The sequence below is a fragment of the Duganella sp. HH101 genome, from assembly GCF_001758795.1.
GTDB lineage: Bacteria > Pseudomonadota > Gammaproteobacteria > Burkholderiales > Burkholderiaceae_D > Rugamonas > Rugamonas rivuli.
On record NZ_LRON01000016.1, the window covers coordinates 1 to 25,392 of the forward strand.

Here is a 25,392-nt window from a genome sequence, read left to right on the forward strand (position 1 = left end):
AGCGTGCTTCCAACACCTTTCATCATTCCTGCGAAACCACCTGCACCCACCGATAGCATCGCCGTCCCACCAATGCCACCGTTTTGCGCATCGATATCTGTCCTGCCAACATCTTGCAGACCACCTGAGATGTAGCCTGTCACCTTGGATTGGGCGGCATTAATGAGGTCGCCTACCGGTGTGAAATTGCGAAGCGCGTAAGCAGCAGGGCCGGTCACAATATCCAGCCCTTCCAAGGCGTATTTGGCTACCGGGTTACTCTCGACATATTCGCCGAACGTCGATAGAACATTCCCCGTCCCGACCATGGCGTTATCGATGTATTTGCCTACGAACGTTCTTTGTCTGGTTGTGGCGTCGTTAGCGGTTTTACCGACATTCCAGAGCGCCTCCACGTTCCCAACCAGAGGAAGAACCTTGTTGTTTGCGTAGATGTCACGGACTTGGCTAATCTGGTCATCCGTGGCGTTGCGTAGACGCAGGAAGTCGCTAGTCCGGTCCAGTACGTCATCACGCGAAAGGTCTTGGCCGGCTGCGAACTTCAGTTCAGAGATTTTCTGAATGCGATCAGCCATGTTTGGATCGCTGAGATCGGCACCAGTCCGCATCGCCAAGTCTTGAATGTGACGACGCTGATCGGACGGCAGGTTGCCCATGGAGTCGGGCAGCGAAGGACGCGAGAACTCGGCCGCCAAGCTGCTACCCAGCGCATTGCCAAACGCGTCTGTAGCAATCTGCGCCGCATTGATTTTACCACCGCGCAGAGCCGATGCTACCACGCCGGCGGCGAAGCCACTGGTCGTCGCCGTTGCAAGGCCAGCGCCGAAGACCGATGCCGCACCATAGCCCGCCGCCGATCCTGCCATGGAGCCGACTGCGGAAGCGGCGACGTTGCTCCAACTAAAGCTCGGCTGCAGGCCCGTCACGACGCCCACGCCTTGCGAGATCGCGTTGGACAAGGTGGCGCGCGCCGCGGCCGCTTGCCAGCCGTTGCCGTTCAAGATGGAGTCGGTGCCCGCTGCCTGGCCGTATGCGCCGATCCCGGCGGTAATGCCGCCGGCGATTGCCGCCTGCGCCACGCCTTTCCAGTTAAAGCCATCTTGGGCGCCGATGCCAATACCCACCGCTTGGCTGGCGATCGAACCAGCGGCGGCTCCGATTGCGCCACCGGCAACCAACGACAACGACGCACTGAGCGAACCTGCCGCCGCCGCAGCGGCCGCACCGCCAGCCGCCGCCGCGCCACTATAGGCGGCGAAGATGGCGTTGGCTGCGGCACCAGCGGTGATGTAGGTGACTGCGACGGCCACCACCACCATGATCAGCGTGCCCATGCCGCCGCAACCGCCGCCATGACTCGGCGGAGGAGGGGCCGGCGTGGTGCTGCCCATGGCCTCGGCCGCGTCATACGGCTTGAAGGTGGCGTAGTCGTTGTGCAGCGTGTTCACCCGCGTCGGGATGCGCAGGATTCTGCCGGAGTCGAGCTTGGTGGTGCCGTCGATGCCGTTGGCCTCGGCGATCAGGTACCACAGCTTGCTGTCGCCCCACACCGCCTGGGCGATGGTTTGCAGCGTTTCGCCCGTGCCCTGCACGCTGTACGAGCTCGGCGCCGCCGTCACCACCGGCGAGGTCACGCCCACATAGGTCGAACCCAGCACGTTGGTGGCCACCTTGTCTTCCTCGCCCAGCACGCTGCCGTTGACGATCAGCGAGAAGTGGTCGCCGCCGGCGTCGTGCTTGAACTGCACATGGCCCTCGGCGTCGTACCACAGGCGCGTGGTTTCCTTGCCGTCGCGGTCGGTCACGCTGGTGCGGTTGCCGTTGACGTCGTACCGACTGGTGTTGCTGGTGTTGGACGTGGTCTGGGTGTTGTTCGCTTCGCGGTAGCCGTCGGTGTAGCTGTAGGTGATGACGTAGGTATAGGCCTCGCCGCCGGCCGGGGCCACGGTGTAGCTGTGCAGGTTGCCGGCTTTGTCGTAGCCGACGCCGAACAGCACGGTGCGCAGCAGTTCGCCGGTGGCGCTGTTCTGCACGTACTTTTCGTCGCGTTGCGCCATCAGGTGGCCGGCCGCGTCGTAGGCGTAGATGTGCTTCTCGGACGAGGCACCGACGGCGTTGGCGACGGTGTCGAGGTTGCCGATGTTGCGGCTTTCCTCGCCGGCGATCAAGCCCGATTCGGCGACGCGGCCGGCGCGGTCGTAGCGGCGGGTGTTGACGCTGACGTTGTCGCGCAACACGGTGGTCAGGCGGCCCACGGCGTCGTAGCGGTAGGTTTCGCTGGTGACGACGCTGGTGGCGATCTGGTAGCTGCCGCCGGCCAGGATGATGCCCTTGCCGAGGAAGGTGTCCTGCACCCGGTTGCCGGCCCAGTCGTAGCGGATCAGGTGGCCGTTGGCGCCGTAGCTCACCTTGCCGCCGACCTTGTCGCCGTTGACGATCTGCTGGCGGTTCATGGCGTCGTAGCTGTTGTAGCTGTCGAGCTTGCCCTGGCCGTAGTCGGTGGTGACGCGGGTGCGGTTGCCGTTGTCGTCGTACTCGTAGTTGAGTTTGTAGGCGGTGTCGGCGATCTCGGTCACGCGGTTCTGCATGTCGTAGACCAGTGCGTTGCGCTGCATGTTGGCCGGCGTGCCGGCCGTGCCGCCGCCGTAGCTCTGCACCTCGCTCAGCCGGTTGCCGACCTGGTCGTAGCGGTAATTGGTGATCAGGCCGGTGACGTTGTCGGTGATGCGGGTCAGCAGGCCGTTGGTGTAGCTGAAGTCGATGCTCTGGCCGCCGCTGGAACCCTGGTGCAGCTTGCGTCCGGCGGCGTCGAACTGGTAGGTGGTGGCGAGCGCCTGCAGCGTGGTGCCGGCCATGTTGCCGGGGCTGTCCACGCTGGCGTTGGACTGCTGCGTCACGCGGCCGTAGTTGTCGACCACCCAGTTCAGGCGGAAGTTCTCGGCGTCCAGCGTGGCGGTCTTGTGGTGGAAGGCGTCGTAGGTGCTGCGCGTGGCGTTGCCGTTGCCATCGACGGTCTGGATGATGTTGCCGTCGAAGTCGTAGCGCAGGCTGGCGCCGGCGCCGGCGGCGTCGACGTGCAGGATGTTGCGTCCCAGTTCGTCATACAGATAGGTTTCCACCAGCTGTGCCGCGGCCTGGGCGGTGGAGGTCTGGATGGGCTGGCCCTGGTAGGCGGGCAGGTAGCTGACCACGGCCGCCTCGCTCCAGCTGCGCACCAGATGGCCCAGGTGGTCGTAGGCGTAGTTGGTGCGCACGCTGCCGAGGTTGATGCCGAGCTGGTCGGCGCCGCGTTCGGTGGTGACGGACTTGCGGTTGCCGAACAGGTCGTAGGTGTAGCCGACGACGCCGCCGTCGGCGTGGGTTTCCCGCACCACGTTGCCGTTGCTGTCGTAGCTGAGGCGGTTGTAGCTGCCGCTGGCAGTGCCGACGAAGTCGCTTGAGCGCACCTGGCGGCCCAGCGCGTCGTAGCCGGTGGAGCGCACCGCGACATTGGCGTCGGTGTCGCGCGCGTTCAGGGACTGGCTGATCTGCTGGTTGTCGATGTTGTAGCGGTAGTTGACCTTGTAGTTGCGGTCGCGCGCGTCGCTGACGCTGAGCACATTGCCCCAGCGGTCGCGCGTGATCGACGCCGTGTTGCGCATGGCCAGGCTGTCGCCGACGCTGTCGCGGCCCAGCACCACGCCGTCCGTCATGCGGGCGAGCAGAGCCGAGCTTTCGATGCCGACGCTGCGTTGCGCAGCCAGTTGCGAGACGCTGACGAAGGACGCCGTCTCGCCGACAGAGCGCTCCAGGCTGGCGGCGACGTTGAGATTGAGGGCGGTGCTGGCGGCAATTTTGGCGACATCGTTGTCGCTGTAAGTGCTGAGCTCGTTGATCAGTTCGACCACCAGCTGTTCGCGGGGCATCATGGTGTTGAGCTTGGCGAAGCTCAGGTTGATCTCGCTTTGCACGCCGGGCCGGCCGAAGCCGAGCGCGTACAGCTTTTCGGCAAAGGCGTAGTTGCTCAGGCTGGACGGGAAACGACTTTCGGCGGATTCGAGAATGTCCTTGGCGATCGTCTGCAGCGTCGTGCCGCCGGCACGCTGGCCGATCCTGGCGGCCAGGGCGGCCGGTTCCGGTGAGCGACCTAGCAGCACCAGGTAGAGCTGGGTGATTTGCTTCGCATACACGGCCGACGCCGTCTGCGCCGCCTGGGCGGCGGCATCGTAGCCGACGGCGTCGTCGCGTGCGGCCTTGTTGTTGGCCTGGATGAATTGCGCCAGGCTGGCCACGGCTTCATCCCGGTTGGTGGTTTTCTGCGCTTGAGCGGCCAGCAGCCTGAGATTGCTGGCCAGCCTGGTGGTGAATTCCTGGGTGTCGGCGCCGGCGCTGGCCGTCGTCAGGTTGTTGATCATCGCCATCACGGCCGTACCGCGCGAGCGGGTGGCCAGGGGGTCGCTCAACGCCCGCAGCGTGGCATTGTCCGGTGCGTGTCCCGTGGCATTCTTGTAGATGGTGCTGACGAATGCATCGTTGGTTCCGGGGGCGGGCGAATTGACATTCCGGCGATTGGCGACGGCGGTGTCGGCGATCTCGCTCAGGCTCTTCCCGGTGCTGAGCATGCCCAGCGCCAGGTTGAGTTCCAGGAAGCTTGGATTTTCGTTGAACAGCGCGGTGTAGATCTCGGCGATGGCGCGGACCTGCTTGGACCAGGCGCTGGCGCCGGCTGCGGCCTGGATTGCATCGGTACGGACGACGTTGGCGTCGGCCAGTGCTGCGCGACCGGTCTCCAGCGACTTGACCAGGCCGATGGCGCCTCTCAGTGTGGTCGCGGCGTCCGCCACTGTTTTGAAGTCGATCAGCGTGGCGCCGCCGGACAGGCCGACCGACAGCGCAGCCTCTCGCATGCTGGCCTGGGCCGCGATGGAATCGGCGGCAGTGACGTCGGCCGTCGCAGCGGCCTTCTGCACCACGATGGCGCGGCTGAGCGTGGTATCGGCAACCTTGGCCACTTCGTTGTAGGACCAGGCATAGTTATAGTTGTCAGTTGCCTCTCTTGCCGCTTCTTGGGCTTTGGCGTAGGCTGTCTTGGCCCATTCCAGTTGCAACGCGGTGCTATCCGCAACGTTCTTGCGGACCACAGCATAGTTATCTATCCGTCGATTGATTTCGGTCATCAACGGGGTGTAGGCGGCAGTAAACTCCGCCGGAAAGTTCACTCGCTGGGCAATCCCGCGATGGGTCGCATCGGTCGGATTGTAGAGTTCGATCCGCGCCCCCGCCAGGAATTGCCAGGCCTTGTCAACAGAATCGAAGGAATTGTTGGGACCAACCGATGTGATAACATACCAATAGTTGTCATCAGGCCACTTTTTTCCTGGGGAGACGTCCGGTTCCCGCAACAGCATTCTCTTATACAGGTCCCTGAAGAAGGCGGCGCGATCCGCATCAGTTTTGACCGACAACAGTCCGGCATACGCGAGTACGTCCTTTTGGATGGCGTCTCCGGTATGGGTACCCAGGAACGCCGGGTAGACCGAGTTGAAATCAGTCGGCATGCCCAGGATGACCATCAATTCCACCACTGGCTGCAGCTCGCTTGCATTCTTGAGCCGGTAACCGGTCGCGGCCAACGACGCGGCGGCAATGACCCGCGAGTCTTCATCGATGTTCACCGCGTTCAGATTATTGAGTTGTATGCCGGCGCTTTCAAGCGTGCTATTGGCCGTCTTCAGCAGCCCCCCTTTTTTGCTGAGGTCCGTCGCGGCGACGGCGGCCTCGCTGGCGGCGTTCAGTGCGGCCGCCTGCATGGTTTTTTGAACACGGGTGTCGAACCAGGCTTTGGCGCGATAATCGGCTTCCGTGCTGACTGGCTTGGTGGCCAGTTCCCGGATGATGCCGACGGCGACGCTGGCGTAGCCCATCGGGGAGCTATTGCTGATCAGTTTGGAAACCCAGCGGTTGCTGTCGGCGCCCGGTTCGCGCCCCCAGACCTGCAGGTACATTTGCCGCACGAACGCCACCTTGTCGTTCGGGAGCGTAGTGGCCTCCAGCATTTGCCGGGCGATATCGACCGGGTCGGTGCCCTGGATGTAGGCGCGGGTCCAGAAATTGAGCCCGCCGATGTCGATATCGACGCCCGGCGCCCCACGGTTTTGGATGCCGACGTAGAAGCGCGACAGCTCCAGCGCCGCCTGGGCTTTGGGGTCGGTGTTGCTGGCGGTGGCATCGTTCAATGCCTTGACGGCGGCGGCGGCGGCGCTGGCCTTGACGCCGGCATCCTGGGCGATGGCGTAGGCGGATTCGGCCTGCGCAATTTGCGTGCTCAGTCCTTCCAGCACCGTGCTGATGTTGTTGTGGAATTTTGCCTGGGCCAGCTGGATGTCGCGCTTGCCGGCGTAGGTATCGGCAATCGGATCTTCCAGGAAGGATTTGAGCAGGCCGGCAATGACCTGCGCGCGGTTCTCCGGCAGCGCGGCTGCCGCGGTCCACTTGGCCACGCCGTCCGGGTCTTTGGCCGGGTCCAGGCCCAACGCCTGGGCATACAGCTGTTTGACAAACTTGCCGGCGTCATAGCCGGTGGGCGGAGTCTTGTCCATCAGCGACTGTACCGCCTGGACGTCGGTCATGCCGTCCCGCATCTGCAACGACATGGCGGTGATGCCGCCCAGATCGAGTCCAGGCTGCCCGGGCGCGCCGCGCGAGAGCACGACGACGTACAACTGCGTGGCGCGCACCAGCGGCGCGGCCAGGGAGTTGCCGTTGGCGGCGGCCTGCAGCGTGTTCAGGCCTGTTTGCGCGGCGTTGACCTTGGCCAGGCTATCGGCGGCGGCGGCCGCTTGCGCGGCCGCCGTGCCGGCGGCGGTCGATGCCGCCAGCGCCGCGTCGATTAGCGCCTGCACGCTGATCGAGTTGCCGAAGTCGATGGCGGCGGAGATGTCGGTGGCGGTGACCCTGGACAGGATGGCGCCGCCCTGGGCCAGGTCGTTGGCGCCGAAATTGAGCGCGTAGGTGATGCCCACCGCTGCCTTGTTGTTGAGCAAGCCGCGCATGGCTTGTTCGTCGGGCCTGGTGCTGGAGGCCACCGCGTTGATGATGTTCAGCATCAACTGACCGCGTGTGGTGTTTGCCGCCGCAGGCACCCAGGTGGCCACCGCGCTGGCCAGCGCGGCGCTGCCGGGCTGCAGTCCCATACCCACGGTGAACACGCGCGTGACGAACTGCTGGTCGCTCAGGTCGGCGGGGTAGAGCGCGGGGTTGGTGTTGCCTTCTTTCTTGAGCAGGTCGTTCACGATGTCGAGCAGGATACCTGGACGGCCACTCTTGAGCACATTGACCCAGTAAGCATAGCCGCCGGCGTCCGGCGCCCGGCCTGCCACCACGGCATAGACGCGCGCCAGTTGCAGGCGCAGCATTTCCAGCGGGGTGGCGGCGGCCGCCGACCTGGTGGCGTCCGCACTCGCTTGCGCGGACAGTGCCAGCGCCTGCAGTTTCAGCATGGCCTTGTGCGCAGCGTCGGCCGCCGTGCCGGCGCTGTACATGGCGTCGATCGCGGCCTTGTTGGCGGCAACGATTTGCTCGGTGGTCAGCCCCGGCGATGGCGTGGCCGCGTAAGCCAGGCCGACCGTGACCTTGTTGAACAGCATGGTACGGGCCGCCTGCGTGGCGGGATCGCTGCTGCTGTCGCTGGCCACGCGATTGCACAGACTGACGATGAAGCTGCTGTGCGCGGCGGTCGGCGGCGCGGCCTGCCCCAGCGCGGCGGTCTCGATGGAAAGTTCCGCCGGGCTGGGCATGCGCCCCAGCAGATTCAGGTAGACGAGCTGGACCAATCTTTCATTATATGTTGCCGGCGTCAGCGTCGGCAGCAGGCCGAGCGTCAGCGACTCCTTGTCTTGCAACATGCTCAGCGCGATCGATTCCAGCGTCTTACCGTTGCTGAGGTCGTTGATCCAGTAGTCGAAGCCGCCTTTGTCCGGCGCGCGGCCGAGCAAGGCCAGGTACAGGCGCGTCAGTTGCACGCGCTGGGTTTCCGCCTTGGCCAGGCGGCTGCCTTCGGCGATGGAGCCATCCGGCGCGCTGCCGGCCAGCGTCAGCAGGCGCGCGGCGGCGTCGGGGTCGCTGCCGCCCTGCACCAGATAGTTGGTGACCGCCTTGGCGCGCAGGTCGAGCGCGGTGCCGGCGTCGTCGAACAGGGCGCGTACCACCTGGCCGCGCGCGGCCGGGGTGACGGCCTGATTGAGCTTGCCGGTCCACAGGTCCAGTTTGGCCTGGTAGCCGGGATCGGACGGCAACGGCCGGCCAATGGCGGCCAGCATTTGCTTGACGGCGGTACCGTTGTCGTTGCCGCGGAGGGTGACTGCTTCTGCGGTGGCGTACAGCTCGCCGGCCAGCTGGGTCAGCGTGGCGCCGAGATTGTATTTGCCTACCCACAGGTTCAGCGTGGCTGGATCGGGCGCGCGGCCCATCAGCATCAGGTACAGGGCGACCAGCTGGGTATTCTTGGCGGTGGTATCGACCTCGGCGATGTGCATGCCGCCCATGCGGCTTTGATAGCTGCTGCCGCCGGCCGGCGTCAGCTTGACCTGATACTCGTAGTCGCCGCTGGCCAGGCCGCCGGTACTGAAGACCGGCGTGCCGTCCAGCCATTGCACGCGGTCGGCTCCGGCCGCGAGCCAGGCGCCGTCCGGTTTGAGGCGATACTGCACTTCGATGGTCTTGCCGGCGTCTTCGCGTTGGCCGATGACGATCAGGCTGTCGATCGCGGCGCGGCCGTAGGTGCTCGGCACCTGGGTCCAGGCGCCGTTGAACCATACCAGCACGGTGTTCAATTCGCTGACCCGGCTGGAATCGATCACATTGCCCCGTAAATCGTACTGGGTGTCGGTGCGCAGTTGCTGCGCCAGGTCGCGCGCGGCCATGGCGTTGCCCAGCGCCGATAATTCGTGCAGCTTGGATGGATCGGTATTGGTGCTGCGGATCTGCGCGGTGGCCTGGCCCTGGGCGCTGAACAGCGTGACGGTGTCGATGCCATCGGCGGCATTGCTGAACCAGGCGCGGCCGGCCTGATCGTACTTGGTGGTGCTCAGTTGCTTGAGCGCGCCGCCGGCCTCGGTGATATAGGTCGCGATGACTTCGCCGAAGGCATTGTAGTCATTGCTCTTGACCACGTTCGGACGGGCGGCGTTATCGATCAGGTCGACGATGGCGGGCGTGACGGTATCCTTGAGACGGCCCAATGCATCGTAGTGGGCGATCTGGAACGTGGTCTGGACCGTGTAGGTGTTGCTGGCGGTATCGCGGACGCTGACGGTGCGCCACTGCTTGGCCGCACGGCCCAGCACGTCGTAGGAGGTGCGGGCAATCGAGGCCGGCACGCCGGCCGGGCGCGGATTGGTCGGATTGAACTGTTCGGGATCGAGCACCTCGATGGCGCGGCCATCGAGGTTGTAGTGGGTCATCGTGACGCGGTTGTCGAAATTGGCGGCGTCGCCCGTGGGCCGGTTGTCGATCGTCGGGGCACCGCCGTAGATATTCGCGTAGTCGATGCGCACGGCGGTGTTGCCGAGCAGGTCGAGTTTGAACTCGGTCAGCGACGGCGCTGCCGCCGTAACCTCCGCCACGCCCGGCGCCTGTGCCCTGGCGATGGCGGTCACGCGGCCCAGCTTGTCGTAGTAAGTGTAGACCTGGCCGCCCAGCGCGTCGGCCGCGAGCACCTGGTTGCCCAGCTTGTCATAGGCATAGGTGGTGGCGATGTCGCCAGTGACCTCGGCGCCGTCGCGGAAGAACTTCGCGCCGACCTTGGCTTGGCTCAGCAGGCGGTTGGCCAGGTCGTAGACCGATTTGGTGGTGCGGTTGGTGTCGACCGGCGCGCCGGGCGGCGTGCCGCCGTTGACGAGGGTGTCGTTCCAGTCGGCGGCCTGGCTGTATTCGGTCTGGGTGACGGTGCGGTTGCTGCCATTCCATTCGTAGGCGTAGGTGGTGAAGTAGCCTTTGCCGGTGTGGCCGTCGGCGCTGGCCGACAGCGCCGACACTTGCGCCTTCAGGTTGCCGCGCAGGTCGTAGAAGCTGCGGGTCTCGCTGCCGAGCGTGGTGCGGTTGCCGAGGGCATCGGCGCCGTAGACCGATTGCGCGCGCACCTGGCCGAAGCGGTCGTAGGCGGTATCGGTGGTCTTGGCGGCGCGGATGTACGGCCCGGTCTTGCCGAGCTGATCGTAGACATCGGTGAGCGGTTCGCTCGACTTGACGACGCGGCCCAGCAGGTCGTAGGCGGTGCGCAGTGTGCGGTCATTGTCGGCGTCGGCCTGGATGCGGCCGGCGTAGTCTTTTGCGCCCAGCAGGTCTGGCGTTGGCGAACCGCCCAGCGCGGGCTTGTTGTAGCGGGTCAGCTGGGTGACTTCGCCGAAGGCGTTGCGGGCGTAGCCGGTGACGTAGCCCATGGCGTCGACGTCGTAGCGGACCTGGCCCTGCAGGTCGTAGACCTTGTAGCTGATGTTGCCGGCCGCGTCCTGGTTGTACACCGCGTTGCCGAATGCGTTGTAGCGCACCGTGGTGATGCGGTCACCGGAACTCTTTTCAAAGCTTGCCGCCGCCCCGGTGATGCTCTTGGGATCGGCGGCGTCGTCGTAGATGTTGGCCGGGGCCAGAATGGTTTGCGTCTGCCGGCCGACCAGGTCGTAACGGTAGGTGGTCGTGCGCGCCAGGCTGGTGCTGGATGCTTCGGTACGCGACTTGAGGTTGCCCAGCATGTCGTATTCCAGCGCGGTGACCAGTGCCTGTTGCTGCCCGGCGCCCCAGGCGCCCATGGCGGCATTGAAGTCGGCGACATAGCTGGCGACCTGCGGGCTGGTCTCTTTGATCATGTGACCGGCCGCGTCGTATTCGTAGGTCCAGGTGCTGCCGGCTTTGTTGGTGAAACTGATCTTGCGGCCTTGGCCGTCGTAGGTGTATCGCTCGGTATTCGACAGCGTGTCGGTCGAACTCACCAGATTGCCCATCGCATCGTAGTCGTAGATGTTGACGACGACGGATTTGGCCGCGGTTTGCCGGTCGGCTTCCGTGGCCAGAGCGGATAGTAGCAGCGGGTCCGCGAACGCGGTTGCCGGGGGCGCCAGGTATTCCCTGGTGGCGCTGACCTGGCCCAGCGTGTTGTAGACGGTTTCCTTCAGGTAGCCGGCGGCATCGACCGTGTAGCGCGGGCGGCCTTGCTGGTCGTAGCTGTAGCGGGTCAGGCGGTCCACGCCCGGCGTTGCCGTCAGCAGCGTCTTGATGTCGGCGGTGAGCGGCGTCAGCGTGGCGAGTTGCGACGCTTTCAGCGCGGCGGCGTATTGCACGGTGGCGGAGACATTGCCGTAGGCGTCGTAGCGCTGCTCGGTGACCTGGCCCAGCGCGTCGATGCTGTAGACCGGGCGATTGTCCAGGTCGTAGACGGTGCGGGTGATGCGGTCGGCCGCTTGCGGCGCGGGATTGTAGGCGGCGGTGACGGCGTTCGGCGTGGCGACGAGCTGGTCATAGACGGTGCGCTGGGTGGCATTGCCGCGTGCGTCGTAGTCGAGGCGGGTGACTGTGCCGGCGGCGTCGATCGACACCTGCACGCGATGGAGCGCGTCGTAGCGGTAGCTGGTGGTGCGGTCGTTCTTCGGATCGGCCACCGGCGCCATCGTCGGGAAGGCTGCGGGCGACGCGGTGACTTGCGGCGTGGCGTACTGCGTGGTCGAGGTCAGGTTGCCGGCGGCGTCATAGCTGCGGCTGGTGACGGCCCATTGCGCCTGGCCGCTGATGGCATTTTGCGCGGTCGCTACCGTTTTGATGCGGTTGGCGCTGTCGTAGGTGTAGTAGGTGGCGGCATCGGCGGCGGAGGCGGGCGCGTATGCCAGCAACTGTGCGCTGCTCGGTGCCTGGCCGACCAGCGACGTGGCATAGACAGTCCTGGCGGACAGGTTGCCGAGCGCGTCGTAGGTATTGCGCACGACGGACCAGTTGTATTGGAGCGGCAATCTGCCCGGCACCATGGATTGCGCGGTCGCCGTGGCGGTCAGGCGATTGGCGCTGTCATAGGCGTAGACGGCGATGCTGTCGGTTCCACTGTTGGCTGGATATGTCGGCGTGAGCGAGGTTCCCGCATCGGCCAGCGGGCTGGCGTAGGCGGTTCGCGAAATCAAGTTGCCGTTGCCGTCGTAGGCATTCTTCACGACAGCCCATTTGATCGGTGAGGCGGCGCCGTCTTCCGCTGTCATGATGGCGACCGTGAGGCCGCGCGCGTCGTAGTAGTAGCGCTGGTGGCTGTCGTGCAGATTGTCCAGTTGCGCGGCGGGGGCGGCCAGCAGCTTGTCGAGGTTGGCGGCGGTGATCGCGAAGTCGACCGGCTTGGCGTAGGTGATGCGGTCGGTCAGCTGGTCCAGCGCGTTGTAGGTATAGCCGGTCAGCTTGCCGCCGGAAGTCAGCGAAGCTTTCAGGCGGCCGTTGATGTCGTAGAAATTGCGGCCGCCTGGGTTGGCGGCCGGGGCCGAGATGCTCGGATTGTTCCGCTGCTCGGTGGCGTCGACGCGGCCGAAGGCGTCGTAGTGCACGGTGCTGCGGTTGCCCAGCGCATCGGTGACGGCGGTCTGGTGGCCGCTGGTGTCGTATTCGTAGCGGGTCACGCTGTCGACCGCGGCCGCCGTCAGCTTGCCGACGACGGTGCCGATGTTGGCGTCGTTCTGTCCGCCGCCCAGCGTCGCCAGCGTGGCGGCGTCGAGGCGGGTGCCGTAGTTGGTCTTGCTCTTGAGCTGATTAAAACCGTTGTAGGCCAGGCCGGTCACTTCGCCGGCGGCGTTGATCGTGTAAGTCAGGTTGCCCTGGCCGTCGTAGTAGTAGCGGCTCTGGTTACCCAGCTGATCGGTGGCGGTCAGGCGCAGGCCGTTTTCGTTGTAGGTATAGCGGCTGCCGTAACGCAGCCAGATGCCGTCGACGTCTTCCGGCTTGGCGGTGGCCAGCGCGGCAACGCCTTCGGCGTTCAGATCGGCGATGAGGCGGCCCTGCAGGTCGTAGCGTTCGGCTTGCGCGCGGGTGGCGCCGGTGCCGACGCGGGTCTCGATCAGTTTGCCCAGCTTGTCGTAGGTATAGCGGGTGACGATGCCGCCGGGCGCGGTTTCGGTCTCAACTTGATTGCGAACGGTGTAGGTGTAGCTGGAGAACAGGTCGGCGTCGTTGACGGCATAGCCGAGGTCGGACATCCGGGCGGCGCCTGGCGCAGTGACGGCGACCGCGTAGTGGCGGCGGCTGAGGACGTTGCCGTTGAGGTCGTACTTCAGCTCGGTCAGGAAGTTGCCGTTGTCCAGCGTGCCGGTCAACTGCCCCTTGGTGTTGTAGAAGTAGCGCTCGTGGGAACCGACGGCGCCGGCGCTGGTGATGACGGCGTTGGCTGCCGGCGCCTGGTTCAGGTAGGTGGCGGTCTGCTGGATGCTGTAATTCAGTGTTTCGATCCGCTGGCCCAAATTGTTGTAGCGGTGCTCGGTGACATAACCGGCGGGGTCGATTTCCAGCTGCAGCTTGCCGTCGGCGGTGTAGTAGTTGCGGCTGATCTGGTCGTCCGCGGTGGCCGTGTCGTCGAGCGCGGTGGCGGCATATACATTGGCCAGCTTGCTGATATCGTAGGCGCGGCGTATCACCTGGGTCACGCGCGAGGCCTGGTCGTAGACATAGACGGTCAGCGCGCCACCGGCGTCCACTGCTTTCGACAGGCGGCCGGCATCGTCGTACAGGTTCCAGCTGTTGCGGTTGTCCGCATCGGAGTCGACCAGGCGCAGGTCGGCCAAGCCCATGCGCGGCCAGACGCCGTTAGCTGGGACAAACAAGCTCAACTGGGCCGGCGTCAGCGGCTTGGCGTAGGCGATGGTGCGCGTGACCTGGTTGTCGGCGTTGTAGAAGTAGGCGGTCAGGTCGCCGTTGGCGTCGATCTTTGCTGTCTGGCGGCCGGCTTCGTCGTACAGGAAGTAGCTGGCGGCGCCATTTTGCGCGGATGTGCGGCGCAGCTGGCCGGTGCTGTCGTAGCTGTTGGTGGCGATGCTGAGCACATGGCCGTCCTTGTCCAGCTGCGCGACGCTGGTGGCGCGGCCGTTGCGGTCAAAGGTGGTCTTGGTGACCAGGCCGTTGGACAGCGTGACGCTGCGGCTGCCGCCGGCATCGTCGTAGACCGTGGTCGTGGAATTGTTGTCGGCGTCGGCGGCCGAGATCAAGCGGCCCAGGCCGTCGTAGGCGAACAGGGCGCGGGTCTTGGCCTTGGCATCGATGGTTTGCAGCAGCTGGCCATGCTGGTCGTAGACATACTGCAGGGTTGTGACCTCGGAGGCGGCTTGGAGCACTGGCGTTGTCATCAAATTGCCGACCGCGATCGAATTGCTGGAGCCGGTTGTGCTGCCGCCTAGGTTGGGTCCACTGGTGGTCTCGGCAAACAGACGCAGGTTGCTGCCTGGCGCAAAAGTGAAAAAGAAGCTTTCATTCAATACGGGAGAGTTTGGCGCGCTCTTCTCATACATTGTTACAGTGGCATTGCCTCTTGTATCCGTTGTGAAGTCAACGATATAAGTCGTGTTCGCCTTCAGATTCCTTAGCTGTGCAGGTAGTTGGAGAATCGGATTAGCGCCATTCTGCCGTAGCATTTTAAATGTGGTGCCGGAGAGGTTGAGTGCAAATTTCCATGCGGGCACGGCCTGGTTGGTCAGTCCAATCGTCAACGCGCTTCCTGCCAATTGTGCCGGGGTCGTGAAGTCGAAATGGAAGCCGTTGCCGAGTGGCGAGTCCACCGTGCTGGTCGCCGTCGAAACGTTGGTGGTGGCCTGTTTTGTGGACGTGAACGTATAGCCGCCCGTGCTGCCGTTGAGGGCAATGCCGGCGGGAAGGGCTGCGGGCATCACCACCGGCGCCATGGCGTAACGGGTGGTGGCGTAGGTACTGGTTTTGTTGACCAGGCCGCGCACGTCATGGCTGTAGTCTGTACGTCTGACGAATGAATTTTCCGGCGGTAAGGAGAGACTCCAGTCCAGCAGCCCGAGTTCGGTGAGGGATGTCGTTGATGGCAGCACCGCGCCGCTGTATTCGATCATGCTTGAGCAAAGACGAAAATCGCTGGTCCCATCATAGTCATACTTGTACTCGGTTACCCGACGTTCCGGACTGACGATAAACCGCAAGTGGTTTTTGATATCGTAGACATACAGCGTGGAAAGCGCAGGTTTCGTGGAACCGTAGGGATAGGTTGATTCCTGCAGCAGGTTGTTGGTGGCCGGATCGTAGGTGCGTGTCGTGATGTCGCCGGCAGCGTTGGTTTCGCGGATGCGATTGCCGTTTGCGTCGTAGTCGTAGGCGGTCTTCTTGCCGCGCGGATCGGTGATACTGAGCACATTACCGTTGGCGTCGTAGGCGAAGGTCGTCACCTGAGCAGGCACGGTAGCGCCGTTGAGCAGCGTAGGCGGGGCTGAGGCGGACAGCAATTGACCAGCGGCGTCATATGTGTAAACCGTATTGTTGCCAAGCGGGTCGGTGACGGTTGTTTGCTGGGGGCCGTAGGCAAAGCGGGTTACCTGGCCCAGGCCATCGGTGACGGTCTCGATTTTCCATGCGCCGCCTACCTGCACATAGCCGAATTTCAGATTGGTGCCGTCGCTCTGGGTTACGCTGGCCACCTGGCTGGTGGCGTCGATGTATGTGTAGGTGGTGGTGTAGACATTGCCGTCGGTGATGCTGCTGTCGTTCGGCGAAAGGTCGGTGATTACCTGGGACAGGCGATTCAGTGCATCGTAGGTGTAGTGCACGCGCATGCTGGTGACGTCGTTCAGATCGATGACGCCAATTTGGGTCAGGTTGCCGACGCCGTCATAGTAAAAATTCGTCATGTCGGCAAAGTTTGTTGTGCTTGACAAGCGATTATTGACATCGTACTGATAAAACATTGTGTTGTTGTTTGCATCAGTGAGGCTTTTAATTTTTCCACCGCTTGCGATGCTGCCGTACGATTCGTTCAGTCCTGCACTCTCGTAATGGTCGCTGGTCCATTGCCATTCTATGAGGTTGCTCCAAACCAGATGATTGTAGGCGCCACCGCCGTCGCCGCTAATATAGTGCCCGCGCGCAGTATCGTAGCGGTACAGCTCGCGACTGCCATCGCTGTTGATGCGGGTGACGGTGCTGCCTGCAGTATTGACAGTGCCGGTCAGGTCGACGATCTGCTTGAGCATGCCCATACGCCAGTTGAGGCCGTTGCTGTTGTTGACATTGCCTTGCGAATTGTAGGTGCGTGTCAGCGACAGGTCGATACCGGGGGTTGCCAGGAAATCGTCCTGGTGTTGAAGCACCAGATTGCCGTTGGCGACGTTGACATACGCGCCTTCCTTGCTGTTGCCCAGGTTGGGGTTGCCGAATACGCCCGCCTGGCCCAAGGTGGATGCTGAACCCGTCGACAGGCCGAAACCATTACCGCTGACAATCGCAACCATTTTTCTTTTCCCGCATGAAGTTAGTCTGTTGGGCCGGTTTCCGGCGCCGTTCAGACAAGGTATCCACGCTTTTCGCGAAAAGTTTAGTGGAAAGATATTTATATTTCATTTTTTTCATTATTTTTCGCATCCGCCCGACTTCAACGGGGCAGGGTGCGGTGTTTCACCCATGAAATCCTATTTGTATGGCACACTGCGGGCTCACAATGTTGAATCCCTCCGGAGCCCATGAGCATTATCCAGAACCTGCCCTTTGAGTGGCTGGTCGGCCTGCGTTACACGCGGGCCGGCAAGCGCAGCGGGCGCAATAGTTTTATATCGTTTATCTCGCTGATTTCCATGGCCGGCATCGGCCTGGGCGTGGCGGCGCTGATCGTCGTGCTGTCCGTAATGAACGGCTTCCAGAAGGAAGTGACGGACCGCATGCTGTCGGTGCTGGCCCACGTCGAAGTGTTCGACGCCCGTGGCTCCATGCCCGACTGGCGCGCCGCCGCCGCCGAAGCGCGCAAGAACCCCGAAGTGATCGGCGCCGCGCCGTTCGCCGAAACCCAGGGCATGCTGGTGCGCGACGACGTGCTGCGTCCGGCCATCATCCGCGGCGTGCTGCCGGAGCAGGAGCCCAACGTCTCCGACGTCGCCAAACAGACCCGCCGCGGCAGCTTCAACGCGCTGCAGCCGGGCAGCTACAACATCGTGCTGGGCATCGAGCTGGCGCGCGCGCTGCGCGTCAACCTCGGCGAGAAGGTGACGCTGGCGCTGGCCCAGGGCCAGCCGACGCCGGCCGGCGTGCTGCCGCGCCTGCGCTCGTTCACCGTGGTCGGCATCTTCGAGGCGGGCCACAACGAGTTCGACTCGGCGCTGGCCTTCGTCCACCTGACCGACGCTGAAAAACTGCTGCGCATGGATGCGCCGGCCGGCCTGCGCCTGCGCCTGTCCGACATGCACCGCGCGCCGCAAGTGGCGCAGGACTTGAAGAATTCGATGTCGGGCGACCTGATCATGCGCGACTGGTCCAAGCTCAACGCCAACTGGTTCGCCGCCGTCCAGACCGAAAAGCGCATGATGTTCATCATCCTGACGCTGATCATCGCGGTGGCCGCCTTCAACCTGGTGTCGACGCTGGTGATGACCGTGACCGACAAGCAGGCCGACATCGCCATCCTGCGCACGCTGGGCGCCTCGCCGCGCTCCATCATGAAGATCTTCATGATCCAGGGCGCGCTGGTCGGCATCCTCGGCACCGCGCTGGGCGTGGCCGGCGGCGTGCTGGTGGCGCTCAACATCGACGTCATCGTGCCGTTTATCGAACATTTATTGGGAGTGCAGTTCTTGTCGAAGGATATCTACTACATCAGCAGCGTGCCGTCCGACCTGCGCTGGCCGGATGTGTTCAAGATCGGCGGCGTGGCCGTGGTGCTGGCCTTCGTGGCGACCCTGTATCCAAGCTGGTGGGCCGCCCGCGTGAAACCTGCGGAGGCGCTGCGCTATGAGTAATCTGGAACCTGTGGTCCTGTCCTGCCGCGGCCTCGGCAAAACCTTCACCCAAGGCTCCTACTCGGTGCAGGTGTTGAACGGCATCGACATCGACGTGCGGCGCGGCGAACGCGTGGCCATCGTCGGCGCTTCCGGCTCCGGCAAATCGACCTTGCTGCACCTGCTGGGCGGCCTCGATACGCCGAGCCGTGGCAGCGTCACCCTGCTGGGCAAGGACTTCGCCAGCCTGAGCGAAACCGCGCGCGGCGACCTGCGCAACGCGTCGCTGGGCTTTGTCTACCAGTTCCACCACCTGCTGCCGGAATTCAGCGCGCTGGACAACGTGGCGATGCCGCTGATGATACGCCGCGTCAAGCGCGCCGACGCCAGCAGCGCGGCGCAGCAGATCCTGGCCCGCGTCAACCTGGCCAAGCGCGTCACGCACGTGCCGGGCGAGCTGTCCGGCGGCGAGCGTCAACGCGTGGCATTGGCGCGCGCGCTGGTCACGCAGCCGGCCTGCGTGCTGGCCGACGAGCCGACCGGCAACCTCGATCACGCCACCGCGCAGCAGATCTTCGAACTGATGCTGGAGCTGTCGCGCACCCTGGGCACGGCCTTCGTCATCGTCACCCACGATATCGAACTGGCCCGCCGCTGCGACCGCGTGCTGCGCCTGACCGACGAAGGCTTGCAGCCCTACCAGGACTGACGCCATGTGGATCGACACCCACTGCCATCTCGACGCCCACGAATTCGGCGGCGAGTCCGCCGCGCAGGCGGCGCTGGCGCGGCAGCAGGGCGTATCGATGATCGTGATCCCGGCGGTGGAGACGGCCAACTTCCCGGTGGTGGCGCAGCTGGCCGCCAGCGTGGACAACGGCTGCTACGCGCTGGGCATCCATCCCATCTACGTGCCGCATGCGGAGGAGGACGACTTGCGCGTGCTGCGCGAGCAGGTCGCCGCCGCCATGGCCGACCGCCGCTTCGTCGCGCTGGGCGAGATCGGCCTGGACTTTTTTATACCCATGTTGACCGAACCGGCCATGCGCGAGAAGCAGATCTTCTTTTTCCGCGAGCAGCTCAGGATCGCCCGCGATTTCGCGCTGCCGGTGCTGATGCATGTGCGCCGCTCGCAGGACGTGGTGCTCAAGCACGTGCGCCAGATCCGGCCGGCCGGTGGCATCGCGCATGCGTTCAACGGCAGCTTCCAGCAGGCGCAGGGCTATCTGGACCTGGGCTTCAAGCTGGGCTTCGGCGGCGCCATGACGTTCACGCGCGCACTGCAAATCCGCCGCCTGGCGGCCGAGCTGCCGCTCGACGGCATCGTGCTGGAAACCGATGCGCCGGATATCTCCCCCAGCTGGATACACCCGGGCCGCAACAGCCCCGACCAGATCCCCCGCATCGGCGCGGTGCTGGCCGAATTGCGCGGCATGCCGCAGCAGGAGGTGGCGGCCGCCACCAGCGCCAATGCGCGCGCCGCGCTCCCGCGCATGGGGGCGCACGGTTAGATTTCGATAGATTTGACCTGTGGTCAATAGTGCATAATTTAACACTTTAATTTTTGCACAATTCACACTATCCATCGAAAGCCCGTATGAAAAACATAGTCCGCAGTACTTGCCTTGCAGCGCTGGTGTCCATTCCTGTTGCCGGTTTCGCAGAGACCAGCCAGGTGTCCGAGCGCGAAATCGACGTACCGAAGTGCGCCCGGCCGGCCGCCAAGGTCGTGTTCACCGAGTTCAAGTGCAAGTCGGCGGATTGTTCTTCGGGCTCCGGCCAGCAGGATCCGCGCCAGTACCGCTGGTGGGAGCGCCAGGGCAATGTGTCGCAGCCGAGCTACACCGGCGTCGGCACCGGCATGACCGAGATGCTGGCCACCGCGCTGACCCAGACCGGCTGCTTCGACGTGCAGGAACGCGCCGAGATGGAAGAGATCAACAAGGAGCTGGCCCTGATCGGCAAGAAGGTCGAAGCCGAAGCGGCCGACTACATGATCACCGGATCGATCACCTCGCTGGGCTTCGAACAAAGCTCCACCGGCCTGGGCGGCCTGGGCTTCCTCAAAGGCCCGCTGGGCTTGCTGGCCGGCTCGGTCGACTTCAAGAAATCCAAAGTGCACATGAACATGGACATCCGCGTGGTGGACGTCAAGCGCGCCAAGATCATCGCTTCCAAAACCTTCCAGGCGAATAACGAGAAAAACGGTTTCGGCGTCTCGGCGCTGGGCTGGGGCGGCGGCGTCGGCCTGGGCGGCAGCCACGCCAGCATCAGCGGCTCGCCGCTGGAAGAGGTGGCGCGCGACCTGCTGGTCAAGTCGACTTCCTTCCTGGCCGAGACCATCGCGTCGAAGAACATCACCGAACACGTGGCGGTCAAGGCCACCGACGTTTCGGTGAAATAAATAAGCGATTGGCAATGTGAAGCTATTGATATGATAGCTTTATTGACATCAATTATTGGCAATGATATCGTTGTTGCACCACTACCCGTGGTAATCGTTTGAACTTTAAACTATCTAAAAAGGTTCTAATAATGAAAAAGCAAAATGAGACAAAGCTGTTCGCATTCAAGCTGGCCGAGAAAAAAGTCGTAGTCAAAGCCGATCCACAATGGAAAGCCCGCGAAGGCGTGGCACTGGCCGGCTGCTCCGGCCCTGACGCCCGTGCCGGCCGCAACGGCGGACGAGACAACGGCATCTGGTGCTAAGCACTTGAGCGCGGCGATGGCTGCGTCCGGCATCCGCCGGATGTAGCCATCCGCCCGGCCGACAGTCTTCTCCATGACCCAAAAAATCCTGATCGTCACCCACAGCGGCGACCTCCACGCGGATTTACTTACCCCCATCCTGGCAGCCAAAGGCGGCGCCTGGTTCCGCATCGACCTCGATACCTTTCCCCGCGATTACGAACTGATCCAATCCTTCCAGCCCGACGGCTGCCGGGGCGAGATCCGCCACCTGCCATCGGGCGCCAGCATCGATGTGGCCGGGATCGGCGCGGTCTGGGCCCGCAAGCCGGGCGAGTTTGCCTACCGCAGCGCAGACCTCGGCCCGCAGGAACTGGCCTACGCCAAAATGGAAAGCGAACAGGCGCTGTTCGGCCTGTTGTACGGCTTGGACTGCCACTGGGTCAGCCATCCGCTGGCGATGCGCAGCGCCATGTGGAAGGGCGAACAGCTGCAACGGGCGCAGCGGCTGGGTTTTCGCATTCCCACCACACTCATCACCAATTCGGCCGCGCAGGTGCGGCAGTTCCGCGCGCAGCTGCCGGAGCAGATGATCTTCAAAGCGATGTCGACGCCGACGCTGGCCGCGGAAGAGGTGGCCGCCGCCGATTGCGTGGCCGAAGGCCTGACCACCACCCTGATCGACGACGACATGATGGAGTCCATCGACGCCGTGGCCGAGTTGCCTTGCCAGTTCCAGCAATACGTCGCCAAGCAGTACGAGCTGCGCGTGACGGTCATCGGCCGCCGCGTGTTCGCCGCCAGGATACACAGCCAGGACGACAGCCGCACCGCGGTCGATTGCCGCGACATGTCGGCCCCGATCCGCTACACGCCAACGCTGCTGCCGCCGCAGATCGAGCGGCGCTGCCTGGAGCTGGTGGCCAGCTATGGCCTGAACTACAGCGCGCTGGACCTGATCGTCACGCCGGACAACGAATACGTCTTCCTTGAAAATAACCCCGCCGGGCAGTTCCTGTTCATCGAACAGCTGATCCCCGAATTCAATCTGCTTGAAACGCTGGCCGACCAGCTGTTGCAGGAGGCCGCATGCAGCACCCGTTGAACGAGCATCTGCCGGAAAAAATCAAGCAGGTCGAAGCGCTGCGCGGCAACCGCGTGCTGGTGCTGGCGGCCTCGCGGCTTGATATGGAGATGCTGCCCGCGCTGTACCAGCAGCTGCGCGCCATCGGCCGCAGCGAGCGACTGGACGTGGTGCTGCAGTGCCGTGGCGGCATGGTCAACGCCGCGCGCCGCATCGCGCTGCTGCTGCGGCAGTACAGCCGGCAGCTGTGCTTCATCGTGCCGCATTACTGCCAGTCGTCGGCCACGTTGCTGACGCTGGCGGCGGACGACATCATCGCCGGCGAGCTGGCGATGTTTTCGCCCATCGATCCGCATCTGCAAGGCGATGCCGAGGGCGGCGCTTCGACCGCCGTGTCGTCGCAGGACATCAAGCTGTTCGGCGAGATGTGCGCCGCCTGGTTCGGCGCGGAGGCGGAGCAGGCGCGGACGGAGGCCTTGTCGCTGTTGAGCGCCAGCGTATTCCCGCCGACGTTGACGGCCTTCTACCGCACCACGCTGGAGCTGCGCCAGATCGGCGAGGAGCTGCTGCGCTACCAGCTGCCGCAGCTCGCCGCCGGGGCGCGCGCGAACATCGTCGAACAGCTGATGTCCGGCTACCACTCGCACGACTATGCCATCACCGGCGAAGAGATGGCGGCGCTGGGCCTGCGCGTGGGGCGCGAACCCAGGGTCGAGGACCTGGCCTGGGATATCTCGCTGATGCTGCAAGCGCATATCGGCGGCGGCGCCCGGCCGTCGGTCGAGGCGCCGGTGCAGGATGCCTTGCTGGCCACGCGCGACGGGCTGTCGGTGCGCTACCGCCGGCAGGACGGCCTGCTGCCGCGCTGGTCCGGCGCTGCCGGCATGAGCGGCACGTCCGGCGCCGCATGAACGCCTGGCCCGCAGCGGCGCTGGTTGTGCGCCTTCTGGTCGGCATGGTCTTCCTGCTCGCCGTGGCGGGCAAGCTGCGGGCGCCGGCGCGCTTTCGCGCCAATCTGACCGGGTCGATGGGTGTGCCGCCTGCGCTGGGAGCGGTACTGACGCCCGCCGTGATCCTGGCCGAGGCAGCGCTGGCCCTCATGCTGCTTGGCGATATGCAGGCCAGGACCTTCGCCATGCCTGCCGCGCTGCTGCTGCTCATAGGTTTCAGCTGCTTTGTCGGCTACAAATATGTGACCGCCGACAGCGTGCGTTGCAGCTGTTTCGGCGAGGCCGACCGGCCGCTGTCGGTCTACGACCTGCTGCGCAACGGATTGCTGATCGGCGCCATTGCCTGCTGGCTGTATTGGCCAGCCGGGCCGGCGCCGGCGCAATCGACACCGGCGCAGCTGGCGCTGGCCTCGGCCGCCGCGCTGGCGCTGGCCGTGGGCCTGAGCCGGCTGCACGAAACGATTGTCCGATTCCGCATCGCGCGCGCGCCGCGGACGCCGGCGCTGGGCGAGCATGTCGCGGCCGTGATGGGGCGCATGCTGGACAACGGCCTGCCGGAGATGCTGCCCGGCGTCGAGCAGGCCGTGGCGCTGCTGTTCCTGTCCAGCCGCTGCCCAAGTTGCCGCAGCAAGCTGCCGGAGATTGCCGGCCTGCTGGCGCCCGCAGAGGAAGCCGGACTGAAAATCCGCCTGGTCAGCGCCGAACCCGCGTGGCGGCTGCGGCGCTTCCTGGTTGGCGATGCGCTGCGCGCCATCACCGTGCGGGTCGGCGGACGCCGATATGCGCGCCTGAATCCGGCGATGCAGGCGCCGTACTACATGTTTATCGGCCCCTCCGGCGATCTGCAGGCGGCCGGCTTGATCGGCGACGACGACTGGCTCAGCCTGCGCGCCCAACTGGAAGAAGTGGAGCTCGCATGACGAATCCGCATCTGCAAAGGCTGGCGCTGCTGCGTGCCTTCGCGCCGCGCCTGGCGCTGGGCCTGATGTTCATGGCGCTGACGGTGCTGGTCGAATTGAGCTATCCGAGGGCGCTGGCCTACTTCATCGATCACATCGGCCTGAAAAGCGACGGCAGCTGGTTCGGCCCCTTCGCCGCGACGGTGACGGCGGTGCTGGCGCTGCAGGCGGTGGCGACCACGATGCGCTACTACCTGTTCGAATCGACCGGCCACCTGATCGTCGCGCGTATCCGGCGCCTGCTGTACGGCGCATTGATACAGCAGCCGGTCGGCTTCTACGACAAACACAACGTCGGCGAGCTGACCAGCCGTTTGTCGGGCGACGTCGAAATCCTGCACGACACGCTGACCATGGGGTTGGCGATTTCGCTGCGCTCCCTGTGCGTGCTGGCCGGCTGCGTGGTCATGCTGCTGCTGATTTCTCCGGTACTGAGCCTGATACTGCTGGTGTATGTGCCGCTGACGCTGTTCATGGGCGACTGGCTGGGCAAGCATGTGCGCCGCCAGTCGCGCGAGATCCGGCAGCGCCAGGCCGATTGCGGCAGCGTGGCGCATGAATATTTTTCGAATATCCGGCTGGTGCACGCCTTCAACCAGCAGCGCGGCGCCGGCGCCAGGTATGGCGCCGCCACCGCCCATGCGCTGGCCGCCGCCATCGCCAATACGCGCTTGCTGGCGTCGTTTCGCGGCGTGTCGTCGTTCCTCATGTACGTGGCGCTGCTGGCGACGCTGTGGCTGGGCGCGAGGCTGATCGGGCAGGGCAGCCTGACGGTCGGTGAGCTGACCAGCTTTGTCATCTATGCGGGCATGGTGACAAGTTCGTCCGGCGCGGTCAGCGATTTCTGGAGCGACTGGATGCGCACCATCGGCGCCACCGAGCGGGTGTTCGAGATCATCGGCAGCGAGCCGCAGCCGCAGGCATCGCAGCAGCCCGCCGACGCGGTTGTGCTGCGCGGCGAACTGGCATTCCGCGATGTCGGCTTTGTCTATCCGGAGCGGCCGGAAAAACTGGCGCTCGACCATGTCAGCTTCTCCATTGCGGCGGGCGAGAACGTCGCGCTGGTGGGCGCATCGGGTGCGGGCAAGTCCACCATCGCCAGCATGATCCTCGGCTTCTACCGGCCGGACAGCGGCAGCATCGCCTTCGACGGCGTGCCGGCCGAACAGCTCGACCTTGCCGGCGTGCGCGCCCACATCGCCATCGTCGAGCAGGAGCCGTCGCTGTTCTCGGGCAGTATCTTCGAGAACATCGCCTTCGCGTTGCCGGACCGCGAGGTCGCGCGCGCGGAGGTGGCCGATGCCGCACGGCTGGCCAATGCCCACGACTTTATCGAAGGCTTCCCGCATGGCTACGACACCGTGGTCGGCGAACGTGGCGTGCAGCTGTCCGGCGGACAGAAACAGCGCATCGCCATCGCGCGGGCCGTGCTGCGCGATCCGAAAATCCTGATCCTGGACGAAGCCACCAGCGCGCTCGATGCGGCCAGCGAACAACAGGTGCAGCAGGCGCTGGACACGCTGATGGCGGGGCGCACCACCATCGTCATCGCCCACCGCTACTCGACCATCGTCAAGGCCGACCGTGTGCTGGTGCTGGAGCACGGGGCGGTCGTGCAGAGCGGCCCGCATGCGCAGCTGATCGAGCAGCGCGACGGCGTGTATTTCCATCTGATGAAGAGCCAGTTGCAGTTCTCCGCATGATCCGCATCAAGCGGCGATAAGGTCGGCTGCGTAGTATCGGACTGTTGCGATACTTGAGGAGCGGCCGCTCGGCCGGACAGCGCG

General features: G+C 64.5%; 10 protein-coding genes. 8 read left to right on the forward strand and 2 right to left on the reverse strand.

The annotated features are described in order from the left end of the window. The coding region (locus DUGA2_RS22565) for a DUF4214 domain-containing protein (protein ID WP_141753345.1) at positions 1–16,451 on the reverse strand (16,451 nt) is incomplete at its 3' end. A 228-nt stretch (positions 16,452–16,679) separates the two neighbouring features. Here DUGA2_RS22565 and DUGA2_RS22570 point away from each other — a divergent pair. The 4 genes from DUGA2_RS22570 (at position 16,680) to DUGA2_RS22585 (ending at position 20,328) form a co-directional block, all read left to right on the forward strand. Next, positions 16,680–17,945 (forward strand): lipoprotein-releasing ABC transporter permease subunit, encoded by a 1,266-nt coding sequence (locus DUGA2_RS22570; protein ID WP_070271701.1) that lies wholly within the window; start codon positions 16,680–16,682, stop codon positions 17,943–17,945. Continuing rightward, positions 17,938–18,633, forward strand: a complete 696-nt coding sequence (gene lolD, locus DUGA2_RS22575) for a lipoprotein-releasing ABC transporter ATP-binding protein LolD (protein ID WP_008447988.1) — start codon at positions 17,938–17,940, stop codon at positions 18,631–18,633. Before DUGA2_RS22570 ends, lolD begins: the two co-directional genes overlap by 8 nt. A gap of 4 nt (positions 18,634–18,637) precedes the next feature. Beyond that, complete coding sequence (locus DUGA2_RS22580) at positions 18,638–19,435, forward strand: TatD family hydrolase (protein WP_070271702.1); 798 nt, start codon at positions 18,638–18,640, stop codon at positions 19,433–19,435. Positions 19,436–19,521: 86 nt separating this feature from the next. Next, a complete protein-coding gene (locus DUGA2_RS22585; protein WP_070271703.1) occupies positions 19,522–20,328 on the forward strand; it encodes a CsgG/HfaB family protein in 807 nt (268 codons plus the stop codon). 125 nt (positions 20,329–20,453) lie between these two features. Here DUGA2_RS22585 and DUGA2_RS34080 read toward each other — a convergent pair whose 3' ends face one another. Beyond that, the gene (locus tag DUGA2_RS34080) at positions 20,454–20,708 is read right to left on the reverse strand and encodes a hypothetical protein (RefSeq protein ID WP_070271704.1); all 255 of its coding nucleotides are present in this window, start codon (positions 20,706–20,708) and stop codon (positions 20,454–20,456) included. Here DUGA2_RS34080 and DUGA2_RS22595 point away from each other — a divergent pair. From DUGA2_RS22595 to DUGA2_RS22610, 4 genes are read left to right on the forward strand one after another with little or no spacing between them, the layout of a single operon-like run. Beyond that, on the forward strand, positions 20,707–21,717 hold the full coding sequence (locus DUGA2_RS22595; RefSeq protein WP_070271705.1) for a RimK family alpha-L-glutamate ligase: 1,011 nt from the start codon (positions 20,707–20,709) through the stop codon (positions 21,715–21,717). The two genes, DUGA2_RS34080 and DUGA2_RS22595, sit on opposite strands and share 2 nt — an antisense overlap. Continuing rightward, positions 21,702–22,607 (forward strand): hypothetical protein, encoded by a 906-nt coding sequence (locus DUGA2_RS22600; protein ID WP_070271706.1) that lies wholly within the window; start codon positions 21,702–21,704, stop codon positions 22,605–22,607. Before DUGA2_RS22595 ends, DUGA2_RS22600 begins: the two co-directional genes overlap by 16 nt. Then, entirely contained in the window at positions 22,604–23,566 is a 963-nt protein-coding gene (locus DUGA2_RS22605; protein ID WP_070271707.1) for a MauE/DoxX family redox-associated membrane protein, read from the forward strand. Before DUGA2_RS22600 ends, DUGA2_RS22605 begins: the two co-directional genes overlap by 4 nt. Next, positions 23,563–25,308: an ABC transporter ATP-binding protein gene (locus tag DUGA2_RS22610; protein ID WP_070271708.1), complete on the forward strand. Its 1,746-nt coding sequence runs from the start codon at positions 23,563–23,565 to the stop codon at positions 25,306–25,308. Before DUGA2_RS22605 ends, DUGA2_RS22610 begins: the two co-directional genes overlap by 4 nt. Positions 25,309–25,392: the final 84 nt, after the last annotated feature.